General features: G+C 72.6%; 11 protein-coding genes. 9 read left to right on the top strand and 2 right to left on the bottom strand.

The window, feature by feature from the left end:
• The 8 genes from P1K89_RS28935 to clpB all read left to right on the top strand — a co-directional run bounded on the left by P1K89_RS28935 (position 1) and on the right by clpB (position 14,205).
• The gene (locus tag P1K89_RS28935; RefSeq protein ID WP_284620015.1) at positions 1–1,272 is read left to right on the top strand and encodes an acyl-CoA dehydrogenase family protein; all 1,272 of its coding nucleotides are present in this window, start codon (positions 1–3) and stop codon (positions 1,270–1,272) included.
• A 10-nt stretch (positions 1,273–1,282) separates the two neighbouring features.
• Positions 1,283–4,609 (top strand): ATP-binding protein, encoded by a 3,327-nt coding sequence (locus tag P1K89_RS28930; protein ID WP_284620014.1) that lies wholly within the window; start codon positions 1,283–1,285, stop codon positions 4,607–4,609.
• Between the two features lie 73 nt (positions 4,610–4,682).
• On the top strand, positions 4,683–5,870 hold the full coding sequence (locus P1K89_RS28925; protein ID WP_284620013.1) for a hypothetical protein: 1,188 nt from the start codon (positions 4,683–4,685) through the stop codon (positions 5,868–5,870).
• Complete coding sequence (locus P1K89_RS28920) at positions 5,867–7,831, top strand: hypothetical protein (protein ID WP_284620012.1); 1,965 nt, start codon at positions 5,867–5,869, stop codon at positions 7,829–7,831. Before P1K89_RS28925 ends, P1K89_RS28920 begins: the two co-directional genes overlap by 4 nt.
• Before the next feature lie 64 nt (positions 7,832–7,895).
• Positions 7,896–8,936 carry a MerR family transcriptional regulator gene (locus tag P1K89_RS28915; RefSeq protein ID WP_284620011.1) on the top strand — a complete coding sequence of 347 codons (1,041 nt, stop codon included), beginning with the start codon at positions 7,896–7,898 and terminating at the stop codon, positions 8,934–8,936.
• Between the two features lie 23 nt (positions 8,937–8,959).
• On the top strand, positions 8,960–10,279 hold the full coding sequence (locus tag P1K89_RS28910; RefSeq protein WP_284620010.1) for an MFS transporter: 1,320 nt from the start codon (positions 8,960–8,962) through the stop codon (positions 10,277–10,279).
• 19 nt (positions 10,280–10,298) lie between these two features.
• Complete coding sequence (locus tag P1K89_RS28905) at positions 10,299–11,501, top strand: acyltransferase family protein (RefSeq protein ID WP_284620009.1); 1,203 nt, start codon at positions 10,299–10,301, stop codon at positions 11,499–11,501.
• Positions 11,502–11,616: 115 nt separating this feature from the next.
• Positions 11,617–14,205: an ATP-dependent chaperone ClpB gene (gene clpB, locus P1K89_RS28900; RefSeq protein WP_284620008.1), complete on the top strand. Its 2,589-nt coding sequence runs from the start codon at positions 11,617–11,619 to the stop codon at positions 14,203–14,205.
• Positions 14,206–14,307: 102 nt separating this feature from the next.
• On the opposite strand, the gene P1K89_RS28895 is transcribed toward clpB, so the two are convergent.
• Complete coding sequence (locus P1K89_RS28895; RefSeq protein WP_284620007.1) at positions 14,308–16,395, bottom strand: TonB-dependent receptor plug domain-containing protein; 2,088 nt, start codon at positions 16,393–16,395, stop codon at positions 14,308–14,310.
• Between the two features lie 122 nt (positions 16,396–16,517).
• Here P1K89_RS28895 and nadB point away from each other — a divergent pair, with 122 nt between their 5' ends.
• On the top strand, positions 16,518–18,167 hold the full coding sequence (gene nadB / locus P1K89_RS28890) for an L-aspartate oxidase (protein ID WP_284620006.1): 1,650 nt from the start codon (positions 16,518–16,520) through the stop codon (positions 18,165–18,167).
• Here the strand turns inward: nadB and P1K89_RS28885 are convergent.
• The gene (locus tag P1K89_RS28885; protein WP_284620005.1) at positions 18,155–19,177 is read right to left on the bottom strand and encodes a methionine synthase; all 1,023 of its coding nucleotides are present in this window, start codon (positions 19,175–19,177) and stop codon (positions 18,155–18,157) included. The two genes, nadB and P1K89_RS28885, sit on opposite strands and share 13 nt — an antisense overlap.
• Between the last annotated feature and the right edge of the window lie 15 nt (positions 19,178–19,192).

The following is a 19,192-nucleotide window of genomic DNA, read 5'->3' as shown; positions in this document are numbered from 1 at the left end:
ATGGCGTGCGATCCCGACCGGCTGTCGTGCATCGCCGGCGATGCGCAGGCGCTGACGCCGCGCCAGCGCGAGCTGATCGCGCGCATCGCCGCGCTCGGCCCGCGTTTCGCCGCGCGCGCGGCCGGCCACGACCGCGACGCCAGCTTCCCGGCCGAGAACTTCGCCGAGCTGCGCGCCGCCGGCCTGCTCGCTCTGTGCGTGCCCGAAGCCGCCGGCGGACTCGGGGCCGACTTCCCGACCTACATGCTGGTCGCCGCCGAGCTCGGCCGCTGGTGCGGCTCGACCGCGCTGGCCTTCAACATGCACTGCTGCCCGATGCTGTGGGCCGGCCTGGCGGCCGACCAGCTGTCGATGGACGATGCGCAGCGCGCCGAGCACCAGCGCATCCGGGCGCTGCACCAGCGGCGCATCGTCGACGACGGGCTGCTCTATGCCCAGCCGTTCTCCGAAGGCGGCCCGGCCTCGGCGGGCAGCGCGCCCTGGGGCACGGTCGCGCGGCGTGTCGACGGCGGCTATCGCATCCATGGCAAGAAGATCTTCGCGTCGCTGGCGGGCGCGGCCGACCGCTACGCGATGCTGTGCACGCTGGAGCCGCCCGGCGCCGCGACCGGCGGCACGCGGCGCGATGCGCTGTACATCGCGGTGCCGGCCGATGCGCCCGGCGTGCGCGTGGTCGGCGACTGGGATGCGCTGGGCATGCGCGCCACCGTCAGCCGCGACCTCTGCTTCGACGACGTCTTCGTGCCGGACGACGCGCGCCTGCTGCCCGAAGGCCTGTACTTCGACGCCGTCGCCCGCTTCCCGTACATGGTGGCGACGCTGACCGCCACCTACCTCGGCATCGCGCAGGCGGCCTACGACTTCACCACCCGCTACCTGCGCGCCGAGCTGCCCGGCATGCCGCCGGTCAAGCGCCGCATGTACCCGACCAAGCAGGCCGACGTCGCCGAGATGCGCATCCGCCTGGAGACCATGCGTGCGCTGTTCCTGCAGACCGCGCGCGAGGCGCGCTTCGATCCCGACCGCGACGCCCGCCAGCGCCTCTTTGCGGCGCACTACACGGTGATGGAAGGCTCGAACGAGCTCTGCCGGCTCGCGATCCGCACCTGCGGCGGGCAGTCGGTGCTGAAGAGCTGGCCGCTGGAGCGCCTGTACCGCGACTCGCGCTGTGGCTCGCTGATGCTGCCGTGGACCGCCGAGCTGTGCATCGACCGCCTCGGTCGCGACTGCCTGTACGACGACGGCGAAGGCGACGAGGCGATCGAGTCCTGAACGGCGGACGATGAACGACCGCGCGTCCGCCGCCGCCCAGGTTGCCGTGCGCCTGGACCTGCTGGGACCGCCGCGGCTGGTCCCGGCAGGCTTGCCGGCGATCGAACTGAACCGGCTCGACGCCGCGCTGCTGGCGCTGCTGGTGTTCGAGGGCGGCGTCGACCGCACGCGTGCAGCGGCGCTGCTGTGGCCGGATGCCGACGCCCGGCGCGCGGGCCTCAGCCTGCGCCAGCGCATCTTCCGGCTGAACCGCGGCGCCGGCACCGAGGTGGTCACCGGTGCGCGCCGGCTAGTGCTGGCGGCGGCGATCGCCCACGACCTCGGTCTGCTGATCACCGCCGCCGGCACGGACGATGCCGGGCCGCCGCGCGGCGAGCTGCTCGGTGGGCTGGACTACACGGACAGCGGTGAGCTCGCCGACTGGGTGGCCGCGGCGCGCGAGCGCTGGCGCGGCGCCCGCCGCGAGGCGCTGAGCGGCCAGGCCGAGCGCCTGGAAGCAGCTGGACGGCTGGCGCTGGCGCTGCAGTACGCCGAACGGCTGCTGGAGCATGAACCGCACAGCGAACATGCCCATCGCCGGCTGATGCGCCTGCACTACCTGCGTGGCGACCGCACCGCCGCGCTGGTGGCCTACGAGGCCTGCCGCCGTGCGCTGCAGCAGCAGATGGGCGAACCGCCCGGCGCGGAAACCCGCGCGCTGGCCGAGCGCATCGTCGGCAGCGGCCTGCCCGGTCCCGCGTCGCCGGCGGCGCCGCCGCTGGCCCTGCTGCGCCCGCCGCGGCTGGTCGGCCGCGATGCGACCTGGCGGCGCCTCGACGACGCCGCCGCGCTCGGGCGGCCGGCCTTGCTCAGCGGCGAGCCCGGCATCGGCAAGACGCGCCTGCTCGTCGATCGCCTGCAGGCGGCCGGTCCCGGCCTGCTGGTGGACGCGAGGCCGGGTGACCGGCGCGTGCCGCATGCCGTGCTGGTGCGGCTGCTGCAGGCGCTGGCCGATCACCAGGGCCCGCCGCCGGACGAGGGCGTGCGCGGCGAGCTGGCCGCGCTGCAGCCGGGCGGGGTGGGGCGCTCCGCAAGCGCGCCGTCGCCGGCCCGCCTGCAGGCGGCGCTGGCGCGCGAGCTGGTGCGCGCGGCCGCGGGCGGCCTGCGCCTTTTCGGGCTCGACGACCTGCACTACGCCGACGACGCGTCGCTCGAGATCCTGCTGCCGCTCACCTTGGACGTCAGCGGTCCGCGCTGGCTGCTGGCGGTGCGCAGCGCCGAACGACCCGCGCTGCTGCAGCGCTGGCAGGACGAATCGGATCCGGGCAGCGGGCCGATCGTGCTGGCGCTCGAGCCCTTGTCCGCAGAGGCCGTGCACGAGCTGCTTTGCTCGCTGGCGCTGCCGGGCCTGGAGACCGACGCCTGGGCGCAGGCGCTGCAGGCCCGCACCGGCGGTCATCCGATGCTGCTGCTGGAGACGCTGCGCGCGGCGTGGTCGGCGGACGCCGCGCTGCCACCCCGGCCGGGCCCGCTGCCGCAGCCGCACAGCCTGGCCAGGCTGATCGAGCAGCGCCTGCAGCCGCTGGAGCCCGGCGCGCGCCGGCTGCTGCAGCTGGCGGCGCTGGCCGACGTCGACTTCTCGGTGCCGCTGGCCGCCCACGTGCTGCAGGTGCATGCGCTGGACCTGGCCGCGCCGTGGCGCGAGCTCGAGGCCGCCGGCCTGCTGTCCGGCGACGGCTTCGCGCACGACCTCGTGCGCGAGGCGGCGCTGCGCAGCGTGCCCGAGGCCATCGCCCGCCCGCTGCACGGGCAGATCGCGGCGTACATCGCGGCCACCGACGCCCCGGCCCGGGTGGCCGAGCACCTGCGCCGTGCCGGCCGGCCCGCCGACGCGGCCGCGCAATGGCGGCGCGCCGCGGCCGGTGCACTGGCGGCCGGCCGCCGGCGCGAGGAAGCCGAACTGCTGCAGGCCGCCGCGCAGGATTTCCGCGCTGCCGGGCTCGACGAGGCGGCGTTCGCGGCCGAGTGCGACCGCATCGGCGCGCTGGTGCAGTGCGCCGGTGGCGATGAGCTGCGCGCTGCGCTGCAGGCGCTGCAAGCCCGGCCCGTCGACGAGCCGGGGCGGGCCCGCTGCGCGCTGGCCGCGGCCGAGGCGCAGATCGTCTTCGGCGAGTTCGAGCCGGTGGTCGCGGCGATGCCGGCGGCCATCGTGCAGCTGGCCGCCGATCCGGAGGCCGCCGTGCTCGGCACCCGGCGGCTCGCGGTGGCGCTGCTGAACCTGGGCCGCGCGGCCGATGCCGCCCGGGCGCTGGAATCGTGCCTGTCGCGGCTGCAGGCGCTGGACGACCCACGGGCGCGCTACGAATTCCTGGGCGAGTTCGGCACCGTGCTCGAACGCTGCAACCGCCGGCGCGAGGGCTTCGAGCACCTGCAGCGCGGCATCGCGCTGGCCATCGACGCGCGCGATGTCGGCACCGCGGCCACGATGTACGCGAACCTCGGCGTCAACCGGGTGTACTGGGGCGATCCCACCGCGGCCATCGCCGCGACGGAGCAGGGGCTGGCGCTGCGGCAGCAGCACGACGGGCTGGCCGGCCTGGCCAGCGGCATGGACATGACGCTGGGCGCGATGTGCCGTGATGCCGGACGGCTCGGCGAGGCGATCGAGCGGCTGGAGCGTTCGCATGCCGCGTTCGTCGCCGATGGCAATGCGCTGTGGACCGCCAACACCGCGTCGCACCTCGCGCTGCTGTGGTTGCAGCTCGGCCAGTGGGCGCGCGCCGCCCGGGTGCTGCAGGGCCATGGCGAGGGCCTGCCGGCCTTCATCGCCGCGCGCCTCGAAGCGGCGCGTGCGCTGCTGGACGAGGGCCAGGGCCGCAGCGCACTGCCGGGCCTGGACCGCGCGCTGGCCCGGCTGGCCGCAGCCGACCGGGTCGACGTCCGGCTCGGCATCCAGCTGGAGCGCCTGCGCCTGCTGCCGCCGGCCGAAGCGCTGGTGCTGTCCGAGCAGGTCGCCTGCGAGGCGCGGCAGGCCGAACTGATGGGCCATGCGCACGGCGCCGAGGTGCTGACCGTCGATGCGCTGCGCCGGGCGGGCCGCACCGCGGAGGCCGCGGAACGGACGAGCGCGCTGGCCGCTGCCGCGTCGCCGCTGGTGCCGTCCGGGTTCTATCGGCCCACGCTGTGGCTGGCCCTGCTGCGCGCGCTGCGCGCGGGCGGCCGCGCCGACGAGGCGGCGCGCTTCGGCGAACGCGCGCGTGCCGATCTGATGCGCCTGCGGGCCAGCCTGCCACCGGCCTTCCACGACAGCCACGACCATCGCCAGCCGGTGAACCGGGCCCTGCTGACGGAGCGTTGACCGGTCCCCGGGTAACCCGTGGGTAACGCGCCGTGCGCAAGCTGCGTTCGATTGCCGAACGTGGAGCCCACCGATGACGCGACCCTGGCCTCGACGCTGCGCCCCCTGGCTGCTGGCGGTCCTTCTGGCCGCCTGCGGCGGTGGCGACCCGCCTTCGCAGGCGACCGGCGCCCAACGGGCCGCCGAGCAGCTGCGCCTGCGTGCGCGGGCACTGAGCGCCGCTTCGGTGGCGCCGGCCGAGGCCGCGCGGCAGCTGATGGATTTCGCGCAGGCGCAGTACCCGCAGTACTTCCCGAGCGCGCAGCCGACGCAGTCGCTGGCGCCGTTCGTCTACCGCCACTACCCGCAGACCGGCGTCTACCTCGGCGTCGTGATCACCGCCGGCATGGGCTTCGAGCACCTGGGCGTCTACGTGATGGGCGGGCCTTTCGGTGATGCGCCCACGCTGGTCGGGCCGCTCTCGGCCTTCATCACGCCGGTGGACCCGGGCGGAGGCCCCGGCCCCAGCGGCAGCAGCAACGGCTGCCACGACCTGCTGCTGTCCACCGAGGGCGTCGCCGGCACGCGCCTGGTGATGGTGCGCCGCTTCGAGAGCAGCAACGGCATGGGCATGCACGGCGTGACGCAGACCATCGACCTCACGGTGCGTGGGCCCAAGGCCTACGAAGGCCACGACGCGGTCGAGGCGCTGCAGCGCATGGTCGACAGCGGATTCGCCGGCGGCATTCCGGACGGCACCCCGGGTGCGTCGGACATCCTCGTCTACTCGCGCAAGACCGGACCGGCCGAGGTCACCTTCTACGGCACCGTGGCGCTGCCGTTCACGACGACCCAGAGCGTCGGCGGCATCACGGTGACCGGCACCGGCAGCGGCCGCAGCGTCACCGTGCCGCCGCTGGTTCGAAGGGAGTACGCGATCCCGCTCGGTGGCAGCGCGACGATGGCCACCACGTACCACGAACAGTCGGTCAGCACGACCACGATCGGCAATCAGGCGCCGGTGACACGCGAGACCAGCTCGCAGTACGCGGTCACCGAGACGCTGCGCTTCCTGCGGCGGGAGAAGGTGACCGTGCCTGCAGGCCGCTTCGATGCCTGCGTGTTCGAGTCGACCACCGTGGAGGAGCCGGGCGTGGTGAGCACGACCTGGGTGGCCGATGGCAAGGGCTTCGATCTGAAGCAGGTCATCGTCGCGGGCGGCGTGACGACCACGATGCAGACGCTGTCGATCCGGCTGAATGGCCAGGCGGTGACGCCGTGACGCCGCTGCTGCACGGCCTGCTCCGACGGCTGCAGCGCGCCGCCGCCAGCATCGTGCTCGGCCTGGTCGTGCAGGCCCTGGTGCTGCCGGCGACCGCCACGGCCCAGGCACACCTGACGCCCGACCAGGCCGCGCGCCGGCTGCTCGACTTCGTCGAGCAGGCCTACCCCGCGTACTTCCCGTCGCGCCAGCCGACGCAGGCGCTGCCGCCGTTCCTCTACCGCCACTATCCGGCCACCGGCACCTACGTCGGCGTCGTCGTGAGCGCCGGGCTGGGCTACGAATTCCTGGGCGTCTACGTGATGGGCGGGCCGTTCGGCAGCGCGCCGGTGTATGCCGGGCCGCTGTCGGTCTTCGTCGCGCAGCCGGTGGCGCCGCTCTGGCTGGCCGGCGAGGCGCCCCTGTCGGGCCGCCCGCGCGACGCTCAGGTGCAGTTCTTCGACTTCGCCAAGTCGCGGCCGGTCGGCGACCTCGTGGCGGTGGATGCGAGCGACCCCGGCCGCGTGCAGACGCTGGAGAAGGCCGGCGAGTGGATGCCGCATGCGCGCCTCTTCGCGGCCGACATCGATGCCCCGCGGCGCATGTCGACCGGGCTGCGCGAACGTTGGCGCACCTACTTCCGCAACGGTCGGCTCTACCGGCTCGACCTGCATCCGGCGCCGGGCGCGCTGCCGGCGTCGTCGCGGCTGTCCACGCTCTCGACGCTTGGGGCTTGCGAGACCGGGCCGCGTGTCTTCCAGAACCTGCCGGCGCCGCAGAACGCCTGGCTCATATTCCGGGCGCCGGCGGTGGGCGTGGCCAACTGCTACAGCACGTGGTCGTGGCGCGCGGTGCGCGCCGGCATGGGGCCCGACGATGCGCCGGTGACGCTGGACGCCGAGCCGGTGGATGCGGTGCGCGATCCGCAGGGCGCGATCGAGGGCCTGCTGCTGCAGGCGGACCAGCGCATCCTGCTGACCGATGCCACGCTGGCGGTGCAGCGCACGCTGGTCGATGCCGGCAACGCCGATGCCGAGGTGCGTGCGCACGGCGTGCACGGCCAGGGCGCCGGCCGCTTCCTGCTCTACACGCAGGGCAGCGGCTTCCATCCGGCCGAGCAGGAACTGCGCGCGCAGCGCCTGTCCGGCGGCGCGCCGGTGACGCTGTTCAAGGGGGCGGGCATCCAGATCCAGGGCACGGTGATAGCGTCCGATGCGAGCGGCCTGTACCTGCTGGGCCAGGACGGGCGCGCGCTGCTGCACGTGGGCTACGACCTGAGCACGCGCATCGTCAGCGCGGCCGTGCCGCTGACCGACGGCCGCCTCTTCCTGACGCCGACGCGGGTGGTGATGGTCGCCGGCAACCTCCGATCGACCGCGCTGATCTCGGTGCCCAAGGCCGGGGGTGACCCGGACGTGCTGGCCACGCTGTCGGGCCGCGGCCTGGACCTCACGCTCGCGACGATCGGCGAGGACGTCTACGTGCAGGACGGCATCGACACCTACTACGGCGGCCTGCATGTCGTGCGCAGCGACGGCGCGGCCCACCAGCGCCTGGCCACCGGCTACATCGCGGCGCAGCTGCGGCCGTCGGAATGGCCGCTCGATGCGGCGGCCGGCACGGTCGACCACCGCGAGGGGCGCGCGGTGCAGGGCGGCGAGACCACCGGCGCGGTGCTGGTGATCGAAGGGGGCTACGGCGGATCGATGTCCGGCGTCGACATCGTGCGCTTCGACCCCGGCCGCGTGCGGCGGGTCCTCGGCCGGCTGCCCAAGCTGGCCAACGAACTGGCCCGGCCGGCCGGCGGGCCGGAGCCGTTCAGCGTGCGGCCCGAGTGGGACTTCGGCCTGGGCGGACGCAACATCGCCGCCTACCAGGCCGACGGGTTCGGCCTGCTGCAACGCGAGGCCGGCGACCTGTTCGTCGTCGACAGCGGCGGCTGGTTGCGGCGCGCCACCTTCAAGGAGCCGGCGCAGTACTGACGGCGCCGACCCCGGCGGCCGCCGGCCGGTCGACAATCCGGTGCATCGAACCCAAGGATCGACGATGCACCTGAAGGTCGGCGAGCTCGCCCGGCGCACCGGGCTCACCGTGCGCACACTGCACCACTACGACGCGATCGGCCTGCTGCGGCCGTCGGGCCGCTCCGACGGCGGCTACCGGCTCTACAACCGCGACGACGTCGCGCGGCTGCACGGCATCCAGGCGCTGCGCGCGCTGGGGCTGCCGCTGGAGGACATCGGCCGCCTGCTGAACGAGGGGTCGGGCAACGGCGGCGCCAACCACCTGATGCGCATCCTCGGCCGCCAGCTCGGCGTGCTGGAGCAGCAGATCGCCGAGGCCACCGCGCTGCGCGATCGGCTGCTGCTGGTGCAGGACAAGTTCGACCACGGCGAGCAGCCCGAGCTCGACGACTGGCTCGAGACGCTGCAGCTGATGACCACTTGCAGCCGCTGGTTCGACACCGACGAGATCCGCCGCATCTTCGCCAACTGGCGCGAGGTCGATGCCCAGCTCCAGGACGCGGCGGTCGAGATCCGCGCCGCCATGGCGCGCGACCTGCCGGCCGATCATCCGGCGGTGCAGGCGCTGGCGCAGCGCTGGATGAACCTGATGCACTGCTGGATGCAGGGCGACTTCGGCCTGATGGACCGCTGGGGCGAGATGTTCCGCGCCGAGACCAGCATGCACAGCCCGCAGCGCATCGACCCGGCGCTGGCCGACTACATCGACGCGGCGGCGAAGCTGCGGCTGTCGATCTATTTCCGCTACATCAGCGTCGACGAGCTGCGCCGCATCGGCGTGGTGCCGGCGGCGGACTGGCAGGCGCTGGTGGCGCCGGTGCAGGCGCTGCTCGACGCCGGCATCGCACCCGACGACCCTGCGGCGCGGCCGCTGGTGGCGCAGTGGCGCCAGCTGGTGCATCGCCTGACCGGCGGCGACGAGGGGCTGCGCCAGAAGCTGCAGCGGGCCTACGACGCCGAGCCGCTGCTGCGCGCCGGCGCGGTGATGCCCTTCGAGGTGCGGCAGTTCCTGGTGCAGGCCAGCGCCGCGATCACCGGCTCGACGGACTTGACCCTCACGTGACGTCAGGCCGCACAGTGGCGGCCATGACACGAGCGACCCCTTCTCCCCAAGCTTCCTCCCGCACGCCACCGCCGCGCGGCGCTCTGCTGCGCGACCGCAACGTCGCCTGGCTGGTCGGCGGCGGCCTGCTGTCGATGCTGGGCGACCAGTTCACGCTGGTCGCGCTGCCGTGGCTGGTGCTGCAGCTCAGCCGCGATCCGCTGGTGCTGGGCACCGTGATCGCGATGATGGGCGTGCCGCGCGCGGCCTTCCTGCTGATCGGCGGTGCGCTGGTCGACCGGCATTCCCCCAAGCGCGTGATGATGGTCACCAAGCACGTCAACACGGTGCTGCTGGCCGCGCTGGCGGTGCTGGTGTGGACCGGCACGCTGACCCTGCCGCTGCTCTACGTGCTGGCCCTGGGCATCGGGCTGGCCACCGCGTTCAGCATCCCGGCCGGCACCGCGATGCTGCCGCAGGTCGTCGAACGCACGCAGCTGGCGGCCGCGAACGGGCTGATGCTCGGGCTGCGCCAGCTGACGATGTTCCTCGGGCCGGTGCTCGCGGCGCTGCTGATCTGGTTGTCGGCCGAGCCCGCGGCGGCCACCGGCCCCGGGCGCATCGCCGATGCCCGTGGTCTCACCCTCGCATTCGCCTTCGACGCGCTGACCTTCGCAGTGTCCGCCTGGACGCTGCCGAAGGTGCGCATGCGCCACGCCACGCCCGCCGTCCCGCAGGCGGTGCTGGCCGCCGTCGCCGAAGGCCTGCGCACTGTCTGGCGCGACGTGCCGCTGCGCAGCTGCCTGCTCTACTGGGCCGCGGTGGCGCTGCTGATCACCGGGCCGATCCACATCGCGCTGCCGCTGCTGGCCGATGCGGTGCCGGCGATCGGCGGCGCCGGTTTCGGCGTGCTGCTGGCCGCGCATGGCGCCGGCACGTTGGTGGGCATGGCCATCGCCGGCGCGCGGCCGCACTGGCGGCTCGGCAGCCTGGGGCTGACGATGCTGGCGGTCGATGCGCTGGTCGCGCTGCTGTTCATGCCGATGGGCCGCATCGGCGCCACCTGGCAGGGCGGGGCGCTGCTGCTGGCGATCGGCGTGCTCGGCGGCTTCATGCAGGTAGCAATCTTCACGTGGATCCAGCAGCGCGTCGCCCCGGCGATGCTGGGCCGCGCGATGAGCCTGTTCATGTTCATCTTCGTCGGCCTGGCGCCGCTGTCGTCGGCCCTGACCGGCTGGCTGATGCGCGGGCTGCGTCTGGACATGCTGTTCCTCGGCTGCGGCGTCGCGCTGCTGGCGGTGGTGGTGATCGCGCTAGCCGGCACGCGCCTGCGGCACGTCAGCGAACTGGCGCCGGCGGCCTGAGACACACTCGATGACTTCCATGAACCCGACCCCAACCGCCCGACTGCACGCGCTGGACAACCTGCGCGCCGTGATGATGTGGCTGGGCATCGTGATCCACGTGATCGCGATGTTCACCGTCGGCCGCTCGCCGCTGCCATGGCACGACAGTGCCAGCACCCGCTTCGCCGACCTGGGCATGGCCTTCATCCATGCCTTCCGCATGCCGGTGTTCTTCATCGTCGCCGGCTTCTTCGTCGCGATGCTGGTGCAGCAGCGTGGCATCGGCGGCATGGTGCGGCACCGCTTCCGGCGCATCGCGCTGCCCTTCCTGGTGTTCTGGGTGCCGGTGGTGGTGGCGACGATCCTGGCGGTGCTGCTGTACGTGTTCAATGCCCGGCATGGCCGCTTCGGCATCGATGCGACGCTGTTCACGCCGCCGCCGGGCCGGCCGGTGGTCAATACGATGCACCTGTGGTTCCTCTACCTGCTGTGGTGGCTGGCGCTGCTGGCTGCCGGTGCGTTCGCGCTCGGGCGGCGACTGCCGGCCGCCTGGGCACGCGTGCTGCCGCAGGGGCTGCGCCTGCTGATCTCGCGCTGGTGGGGGCCGCTGGTGCTGACCGTGCCGCTGGTGCTCGCCGGCCTCGGCCATCCGCACGGCATCGTCGCGCCGCACGGCTCGCTGCTGCCGCACTGGAGCGAATGGCTGCATAACGGCCTGTTCTTCGCCGCCGGCCTCGCGCTGTACGGCGCCCGCGACACGCTGCTGCCGCTGTACGCGCGCCATGCCTGGCCGCTGGCGCTGGCCGGCGTGCCGTTCTTCCTGGCGGCGGGCGGGCTGGTCGAAGCGGTGCAGCAGGGTCGCGCGCCGGCCAACGCCACGGCCTGGACTGCCGCGGCCTACAACCTCGCGACCTGGTGCTGGTCGGGTGCGGCGATCGGCCTTTTCCTGCGCTACCTGCCGCGGCGCCGGCCGCTGCTGGCCTACCTGGCCGACAGCGCCTACTGGGTCTACCTCGTGCACTTCCCGCTGACGGTGGCCTTCGGCGCGCTGCTGTGGCACGCGCCGCTGCCGGCGCTGGCCAAGATCGGCCTGAACATCGCGCTGACCACCACCACCTGCCTGCTGGCCTACCAGGCGCTGGTGCGCGGGCGCTGGATCGGCCGGCTGCTCAACGGCGCGCCGAGACCGGTGGCCGCCGCGGCGGCCGGGGCGCACCCGGCGCTGACGCAGCGCGCTTGAGCCTGCGCAAACATCGGGCGACCTCGGCGACACCGGGGTCTCTTGATTTCACCGGCGAGTCCCCAAAATCCTCAGCCATTCGACGACACAACAACGTCGACAGAAGGATTCACCGATGCGCCTCGACAAACTGACCACCGCGTTCCAGCAGGCCCTGGCCGAAGCCCAGAGCCTGGCCGTCGCCCGCGACAACCCCTACATTGAGCCCAGCCACCTGCTGGCCGCGATGCTGACCCAGCCCGACGGGCCGAAGGCGCTGCTCGACCGCGCCGGCGCCAACACCGCGGCGCTGGCCAAGGCGATGGACACGGCCATCAACGGCCTGCCCAGCGTGCAGGGCGGGGGCCCGGTGCAGGCCGGCCGCGACCTCGTGCAGCTGCTGCAGGCGGCCGACAAGGAAGCCACCAAGCGCGGCGACAACTTCATCGCCAGCGAGATGTTCCTGCTGGCGCTGGCCGACTCCAAAGGCGACGTCGGCGGCGTGGTGCGCGGCCACGGGCTGACGCGCAAGGCGCTGGAAGCCGCGATCGAGGCGGTGCGCGGCGGCGCGAAGGTCGATTCGGCCGAGGCCGAAGGCCAGCGCGAGGCGCTGAAGAAGTACACGCTGGACCTCACCGAGCGCGCCCGCCAGGGCAAGCTCGACCCGGTGATCGGCCGCGACGACGAGATCCGCCGCTCGATCCAGGTGCTGCAGCGCCGTTCGAAGAACAACCCGGTGCTGATCGGCGAGCCGGGCGTCGGCAAGACGGCGATCGTCGAGGGCCTGGCGCAGCGCATCGTCACCGGCGAGGTGCCCGATTCGCTGAAGGACAAGAAGGTCCTGTCGCTCGACATGGCCGGCCTGCTCGCGGGCGCCAAGTACCGCGGCGAGTTCGAGGAACGCCTGAAGGCGGTGCTCAAGGAAGTCGCCGCCGACGAGGGCCGCATCATCCTGTTCATCGACGAGCTGCACACGATGGTCGGCGCCGGCAAGGCCGAAGGCGCGATCGACGCCGGCAACATGCTCAAGCCCGCGCTGGCGCGTGGCGAGCTGCATTGCATCGGCGCGACCACGCTGAACGAGTACCGCAAGTATGTCGAGAAGGACGCGGCGCTGGAGCGCCGCTTCCAGAAGGTGCTGGTCGACGAGCCCAGCGTCGAGGCCACCATCGCGATCCTGCGTGGCCTGCAGGAGAAGTACGAGGTCCACCACGGCGTCGAGATCACCGACCCGGCGATCGTCGCCGCGGCCGAGCTGTCGAACCGCTACATCACCGACCGCTTCCTGCCGGACAAGGCGATCGACCTGATCGACGAGGCGGCCGCGAAGATCAAGATCGAGATCGACTCCAAGCCCGAGGCGATGGACAAGCTCGACCGCCGGCTGATCCAGCTGAAGATCGAGCGCGAGGCGGTCAAGAAGGAGAAGGACGAGGCCTCGCAGAAGCGCCTCGGCCTGATCGAGGTCGAGATCGGCAAGCTCGAGCGCGAGTACGCGGACCTGGAAGAGATCTGGAAGGCCGAGAAGGCCACCGCGCAGGGCTCGGCCCACGTCAAGGAAGAGATCGACCGCATCAAGTTCCAGATCGAGGAGCTCAAGCGCAAGGGCGACTTCAACAAGGTGGCCGAGCTGCAGTACGGCAAGCTGCCGGAGCTGGAGAAGACGCTGAAGGAAGCGCAGGCCAAGGAAGCCGGCAAGAAGGGCGAGGGCCGCGCGCAGCTGCTGCGCACGCTGGTCGGCGCCGAGGAGATCGCCGAGGTCGTCTCGCGCGCCACCGGCATCCCGGTGAGCAAGCTGATGCAGGGCGAGCGCGACAAGCTGCTGCAGATGGAGAAGAAGCTGCACGAGCGCGTGGTCGGCCAGGACGAGGCGATCGTCGCGGTCGCCGATGCGATCCGCCGCTCGCGCGCGGGCCTGTCCGACCCGAACCGGCCGCTGGGCTCCTTCCTGTTCCTCGGCCCGACGGGCGTCGGCAAGACCGAGCTGTGCAAGGCGCTGGCCGCGTTCCTGTTCGATGCCGAGGACCACATGGTGCGCATCGACATGAGCGAGTTCATGGAGAAGCACTCAGTGAGCCGGCTGATCGGCGCGCCCCCGGGCTACGTCGGCTACGACGAAGGCGGCTACCTGACCGAGGCGGTGCGCCGCAAGCCCTACAGCGTGCTGCTGCTCGACGAGGTCGAGAAGGCGCATCCGGACGTGTTCAACGTGCTGCTGCAGGTGCTCGACGACGGCCGCCTCACCGACGGCCAGGGCCGCACCGTGGACTTCAAGAACACGGTGATCGTGATGACCAGCAACCTGGGTTCGCACCAGATCATGCAGCTCACCGGCCAGCCGTCGGAGGTGATCCGCGATGCGGTCTGGGCCGAGGTCAAGCAGCATTTCCGGCCCGAGTTCCTGAATCGCATCGACGAGACCGTGGTGTTCCATGCGCTCGACCAGAAGCACATCGAGTCGATCGCCCGGATCCAGCTGCGCACACTGGAGCAGCGCCTCGAGAAGATGGACATGAAGCTGGTGGTGGCGCCCGAGGCGCTGGCCGAGATCGCCAAGGTCGGCTTCGATCCGGTGTTCGGCGCGCGGCCGCTGAAGCGCGCGATCCAGCAGCGCATCGAGAACCCGGTGGCCAAGCTGATCCTCGAAGGCCGCTTCGGCCCGAAGGACGTGATCCCGGTCGACGTCAAGGACGGCGCGTTCAGTTTCGGGCGCACGGTGCACTGAGCCGCCGCGGGGCCGCCCCAAGGCGGCTCGGCCCCGGGGCAGGAGCGAAGCGACGTGGGGGTCTCATGACGCCCGGACCGGTGCAGCCGCACCGGTCCGGCGTTAGAACGTGTAGCCTGCCTGCAGCGTGAACGAGCGGCCGGCCTGCGGCAGGTCGTTCGGGATCAGCCCGGGCGCGAGGTTGGGCTCGCGAACGTCCTCGTCGAAGACGTTGCGCAGCGTGGCGCCGGCGAACCAGCCGCGCCCGCTGCGCTCGGTCGTCAGCGCGAGGTCGAGGGTCGTGTAGTCGCGCACCGGCGGCCGCGAATCGCCGGGCGCCCGGCGGCGATCGGCGACGTGGTTCAGCATCGCATCCATCCGCCAGCCCGAGGCCAGGCGCCAGTCGATGCGCACGAAGGCATCGCGGCGCGGCACGTTGCCGACATCCAGGCCGGTGGCCGCATCGGTCGCCCGCACCAGCGACAGGTGGCCGGTCACGCGCAGCAGCCGCGTTGCGTCCCACACGAGCTCGGCCTCCAGGCCCTTGCCCTGCTGGCGGCCGACGTTGGCGTAGGTCGTGCCCGGCACCGGCGGCGGATTCGGTACCGCGCGGAGGATGTCGCGCAAGCGGTAGCTGTACAGGCTCAGGTTCAGCTGCAGCGCGGGCGTCGCCGCCCAGGTCGATACCGCCTCGATGGTGCGCGTGGTCTCCGGCTGCACCGACGGATTGCCGCTCGCGATCGGGTTGTTGGTGGCGTACTGCTCCGAGAACGACGGTGCGCGGAAGGCCCGGCCGTAGAGCAGCTTCACCGTCCAGTCGACCGCCGCGTCCCACACCAGCGCCAGCCGCGGGTTCGTCGTGCCGCCGGCGTCGGAGTAGCGGTCGTGGCGCAGGCCGGCGGTCAGCGTCCAGTCCGGGTGCAGCCGCCATTCGTCCTGCACGAAGACATGGTCGACGCGGCGACGGTGCGGATAGATGAACGGCAGGTCGGACAGCCGCACCGGGTCGCTGGGGATCGGGATGCCGGTGGCGGTGTAGCGGAAGTTGTTGGTGTCGCGCGCCATCGCCATGTGCAGGTCGTCATGGCCCGCACCCAGGCGCAGCGCATGGCCGGCGATCCCGCCGTAGGCCGCATGCACCCACAGCCGCGTGCTGCGGTCGTCGAACTCCGGCGAGCCGATCATGCCGTTCGGGAACACGCCGGTCGGCAGGCGCGCGCCCGGCGGGAAGATGCGCGCCGGCACCGGGTAGCGCTGCGCGTACAGCATGTGCGAGAGGCCGGCACTGAAGCCCCAGCCGCCGGCATCGGCCGGGGCGCTCCAGGCGAGGTCGCTGATCAGCCGGTCGCTGCGGCCGCGACCGACCGGGTCGAGCGCGGAGCCGAGACCGGCATAGGTCCCGAGGTCGTCACGACGCTTGTACAGCGTACGCCACCGCCACGCGCCGTGCGCGAGCTCGATCCCGGCGTCCACCGTATCTCCTTGCGCGTTGACCGGGCCCGGTGCCAGGCTCGCTCGGGTGCCGAAGAGCCGGTCGTTGCGGCTCTGCGCATCCGATTCGATGGTCGCGTCGAAGCCATCCGTGCGCGCGACCTTCGCGAACAGCGCCCATTCGAGACCGCCGGACCGTCCGGCGTGCCGCAGCCACGCGTCGGCACTGTCGAACGAGCCGATGCGCGCGGCCAGGCGCGTGCCCGGGTCGTCGCCCGCGCCGTGCGTGATGATGTTGATGACGCCCGAGAAAGCGTCCGCGCCGTACAGCGCCGAGCCCGGGCCGCGGATGATCTCGATGCGTGCCACGTTCTCGACGGCCGCCAGCCCCGACAGGTTGCCGCGGCTGCTGGTCAGCAGCACGGTGATCGGGATGCCGTTCTGCAGCACCAGCACCTGCGGCGTCTGCAGGCTGAAGACGCCCCGGATGACGTAGAGCCGGTTGCCCATGCTCGGCGCGACATTGACGTGCAGCCCGGGCACGGCCTCGAGCACCTGGTCGAGCTCGGTCACGCCCATCGCCCGCAGGTCCTCGGCGGTGATCACGGTGGCCACGGCCGGCGCGCGTCGCAAAGGCTGGCGCGCCCCGGTGGCCAGGCTGATCGTCGCCTGGTCGCCATAGGCCTGCGCGAGCTCGTCGTCCTCGGTGATTGCATGGGCCGCGGGCAGCGTCATCGCCACGAGCGCGGCGTGAACGATCAGCGTTGGCGGCAACTTCATGAACGGCGGCGCGCAGCGCCCGATGCACGGAAGGGGCCAGCATAGGCCGCTGCCTCGGGCCGGACAAGGCGGATGCACCCGGCCGCGGTACCGAGGGGTGGCCCGTAGAATCCGCCGCCTCGATGAAAGCCGATCACGCCTCCGTCGCTTCTGTCGTCATCGTCGGCATGGGCCTGGCCGGCCTCAGTGCCGCGCTGAAGCTTGCTGATCAGCGGTCGGTGCTGCTGATCGCCAAGCGCGGCACGCGGGATGCGGCGACGCCGTGGGCGCAGGGCGGCATCGTCGGCGTGCTGGGCCACGACGACAGCATCGAAGCCCACGTGCGCGACACCCAGCAGGCGGGAGCGGGGCTGGTCGACGAGGCCGCTGCGCGCTTCGTCTCCGAGCACAGCGCCGACGCCATCGCCTGGCTGATCGAGCAGGGCGTCACGCTGACGCCCGATGCGCACGGCCCGCTCGGCCTGCACCTGACGCGCGAGGGCGGGCACGGCGTGCGCCGCATCGCGCATGCGGCCGATGCCACCGGCGCCGCGATCCACGAGGCGCTGCTGGCGCGCGCCCGCGCCCATCCCAACATCACGCTGCGCGAGCACTGCTTCGCGGTCGACCTGATCACCTCGCGCCACGTCGGCGCCGGCGCGGGTTCGCGCATCGCCTGCCACGGCGTCTATGCGCTCGACGTCGCCGCGCGGCGCGTGCTGGCGCTGCCGGCCGATGCGGTGGTGCTGGCCACCGGCGGGCTGGGCCGCGTCTACCGCTACACCTCGAACCCCGACACCGCCACCGGCGACGGTGTCGCGATGGCCTGGCGAGCGGGCTGCCGGGTTGCGAACATGGAGTTCATCCAGTTCCACCCGACCTGCCTGTACCACCCGCAGGACCGCAGCTTCCTGCTGACCGAGGCGCTGCGCGGCGAGGGCGCGGTGCTGCGGCTGCCGCTGCCGTCGGCCGACGAGCCCTGGGGCCCGCGCTTCATGCCGGCGCACGACGAGCGCGCCGAGCTGGCGCCGCGCGACATCGTCGCCCGCGCGATCGACTTCGAGATGAAGAAGCATGGCGTCGACCATGTGTGGCTCGACGCGACGGCCCTGGGCGAGCTCGCGCTGCGCGAGCACTTCCCGACCATCCACGCGCGCTGCCTCGCGCTTGGCATCGACATCGCGCGCCAGCCGATCCCGGTGGTGCCGGCGGCGCACTACAGCTGCGGCGGCGCCGTCAGCGACCTGCACGGCCGCAGCGACCTGCCGGGCCTGTACGTGGTCGGCGAGGCGGCCTACACGGGCCTGCACGGCGCGAACCGGCTGGCATCGAACTCGCTGCTCGAATGCATCGTGCTCGGCCAGGCCTGCGCGCGCGACATCCTGTCGCGGCCGGCCGATGCGCTGCCCACCGTGCCGGCCTGGGACGAGAGCCGCGTCGAGGATGCCGACGAGCAGGTGGTGATCTCGCACAACTGGGACGAGCTGCGCCTCTTGATGTGGAACTACGTCGGCATCGTGCGCAGCAAGAAGCGCCTGGAGCGCGCGCTGCGCCGCATCCAGCTGCTGCAGGGCGAGATCCACGACTACTACGCGAGCTTCCGCATCACGCCCGACCTGCTGGAGCTGCGCAACCTGGCCGACTGCGCTGAGCTGATCGTGCGCTCGGCGCTGGCGCGGCCGGAGAGCCGCGGGCTGCACTTCAGCCTGGACTTCCCCGGCCCGCTGCCGGCCACCTTCCCGACGGTGCTGGCCGGCCGCACGGCTGCGCCCGAGGCGCGTCAGGCGCCGTAGCGCTGCCGCGCGAGGTTCGCGCCGGCACCCAGGGCCGCCAGCTTCGCCGCGGCGATGTCGCGGCGCATCGGCGCCAGGCCGCAGTTGGTGCAGGCGATCAGGCGCTGCTTCGGCACGAACTGCAGCGCGCGACCGATGGTCTCGGCCACTTCCTCGGGCGTCTCGACCACGTCGCTGGCGACGTCGATCACGCCGACCATCACGTCCTTGCCCTTCAGCAGCGCCATCAGCTCGGGCGGCACGTGCGAGTGGATGCACTCCAGGCTGACCTGGTCGATGCGGCTCGCGGCCAGCGCCGGGAAGACCTGCTCGTACTGGCGCCACTGCTCGCCGAGCGTCTTCTTCCAGTCGATGTTGGCCTGGATGCCGTAGCCGTAGCAGATGTGCACCGCGGTCGTGCAGGTCAAGCCCTGCGCCGCGCGTTCGAGCGCCTGCACGCCCCAGCGCGCGGCGTCGTCCATGTAGACGTTGAAGGCCGGCTCGTCGAACTGGATCACGTCGATGCCGTCGGCCTGCAGCGCCAGCGCTTCCTGGTTCAGCAGCTCGGCGAAGGCCATCGCCAGCGCGATGCGGTCGCCGTAATGGCGGTCGGCCACGGTGTCGACGATGGTCATCGGACCGGGCAGCGTGAACTTGGTGCGGCGCGTGGTGTGCGCGCGCAGCAGCCGCGCCTCGGCCTCGTGCACGCGGCCGCGCAGCGCCAGCGGGCCGACCACCTGCGGCACCATCGCCTTGTAGCGGTCGGCGCGGATGCCCATCTCGACCTTGTGCTCGAAGTCGATGCCCTCGACCTGCTCGAGGAAGCCGTGCACGAAGTGCTGGCGCGACATCTCGCCGTCGCCGATCACCGTCAGCCCGGCGTCCTCCTGGGCCTTGATGCACAGCAGCGTCGCGTCGAGCTTGGCCTGCTGCAGGTCGTCGCCGGTGGCACGCCAGCGCGGCCAGAGCTTGTCGGTCTCCGCGAGCCACGCGGGCTTGGGCAGGCTGCCGGCGATGGTGCTGTCGAACATCGTGACTTCTCCGGG

The organism is Aquabacterium humicola, from assembly GCF_030167915.1.
Classification (GTDB): Bacteria; Pseudomonadota; Gammaproteobacteria; order Burkholderiales; family Burkholderiaceae_C; genus Pseudaquabacterium; species Pseudaquabacterium humicola.
The sequence above is the reverse complement of the archived record's forward strand: the minus strand, read 5'-3'. Positions and strand labels throughout refer to the sequence as shown.

Excerpts from the sequence above, each read along its gene's own strand:
- P1K89_RS28885 (WP_284620005.1), bottom strand. The coding sequence starts at position 19,177 with ATGTTCGACAGCACCATCGCCGGCAGCCTGCCCAAGCCCGCGTGGCTC.
- clpB (WP_284620008.1), top strand. The coding sequence starts at position 11,617 with ATGCGCCTCGACAAACTGACCACCGCGTTCCAGCAGGCCCTGGCCGAA.
- P1K89_RS28935 (WP_284620015.1), top strand. The coding sequence starts at position 1 with ATGGCGTGCGATCCCGACCGGCTGTCGTGCATCGCCGGCGATGCGCAG.
- P1K89_RS28930 (WP_284620014.1), top strand. The coding sequence starts at position 1,283 with ATGAACGACCGCGCGTCCGCCGCCGCCCAGGTTGCCGTGCGCCTGGAC.
- nadB (WP_284620006.1), top strand. The coding sequence starts at position 16,518 with ATGAAAGCCGATCACGCCTCCGTCGCTTCTGTCGTCATCGTCGGCATG.
- P1K89_RS28910 (WP_284620010.1), top strand. The coding sequence starts at position 8,960 with ATGACACGAGCGACCCCTTCTCCCCAAGCTTCCTCCCGCACGCCACCG.
- P1K89_RS28915 (WP_284620011.1), top strand. The coding sequence starts at position 7,896 with ATGCACCTGAAGGTCGGCGAGCTCGCCCGGCGCACCGGGCTCACCGTG.
- P1K89_RS28925 (WP_284620013.1), top strand. The coding sequence starts at position 4,683 with ATGACGCGACCCTGGCCTCGACGCTGCGCCCCCTGGCTGCTGGCGGTC.
- P1K89_RS28895 (WP_284620007.1), bottom strand. The coding sequence starts at position 16,395 with ATGAAGTTGCCGCCAACGCTGATCGTTCACGCCGCGCTCGTGGCGATG.
- P1K89_RS28905 (WP_284620009.1), top strand. The coding sequence starts at position 10,299 with ATGAACCCGACCCCAACCGCCCGACTGCACGCGCTGGACAACCTGCGC.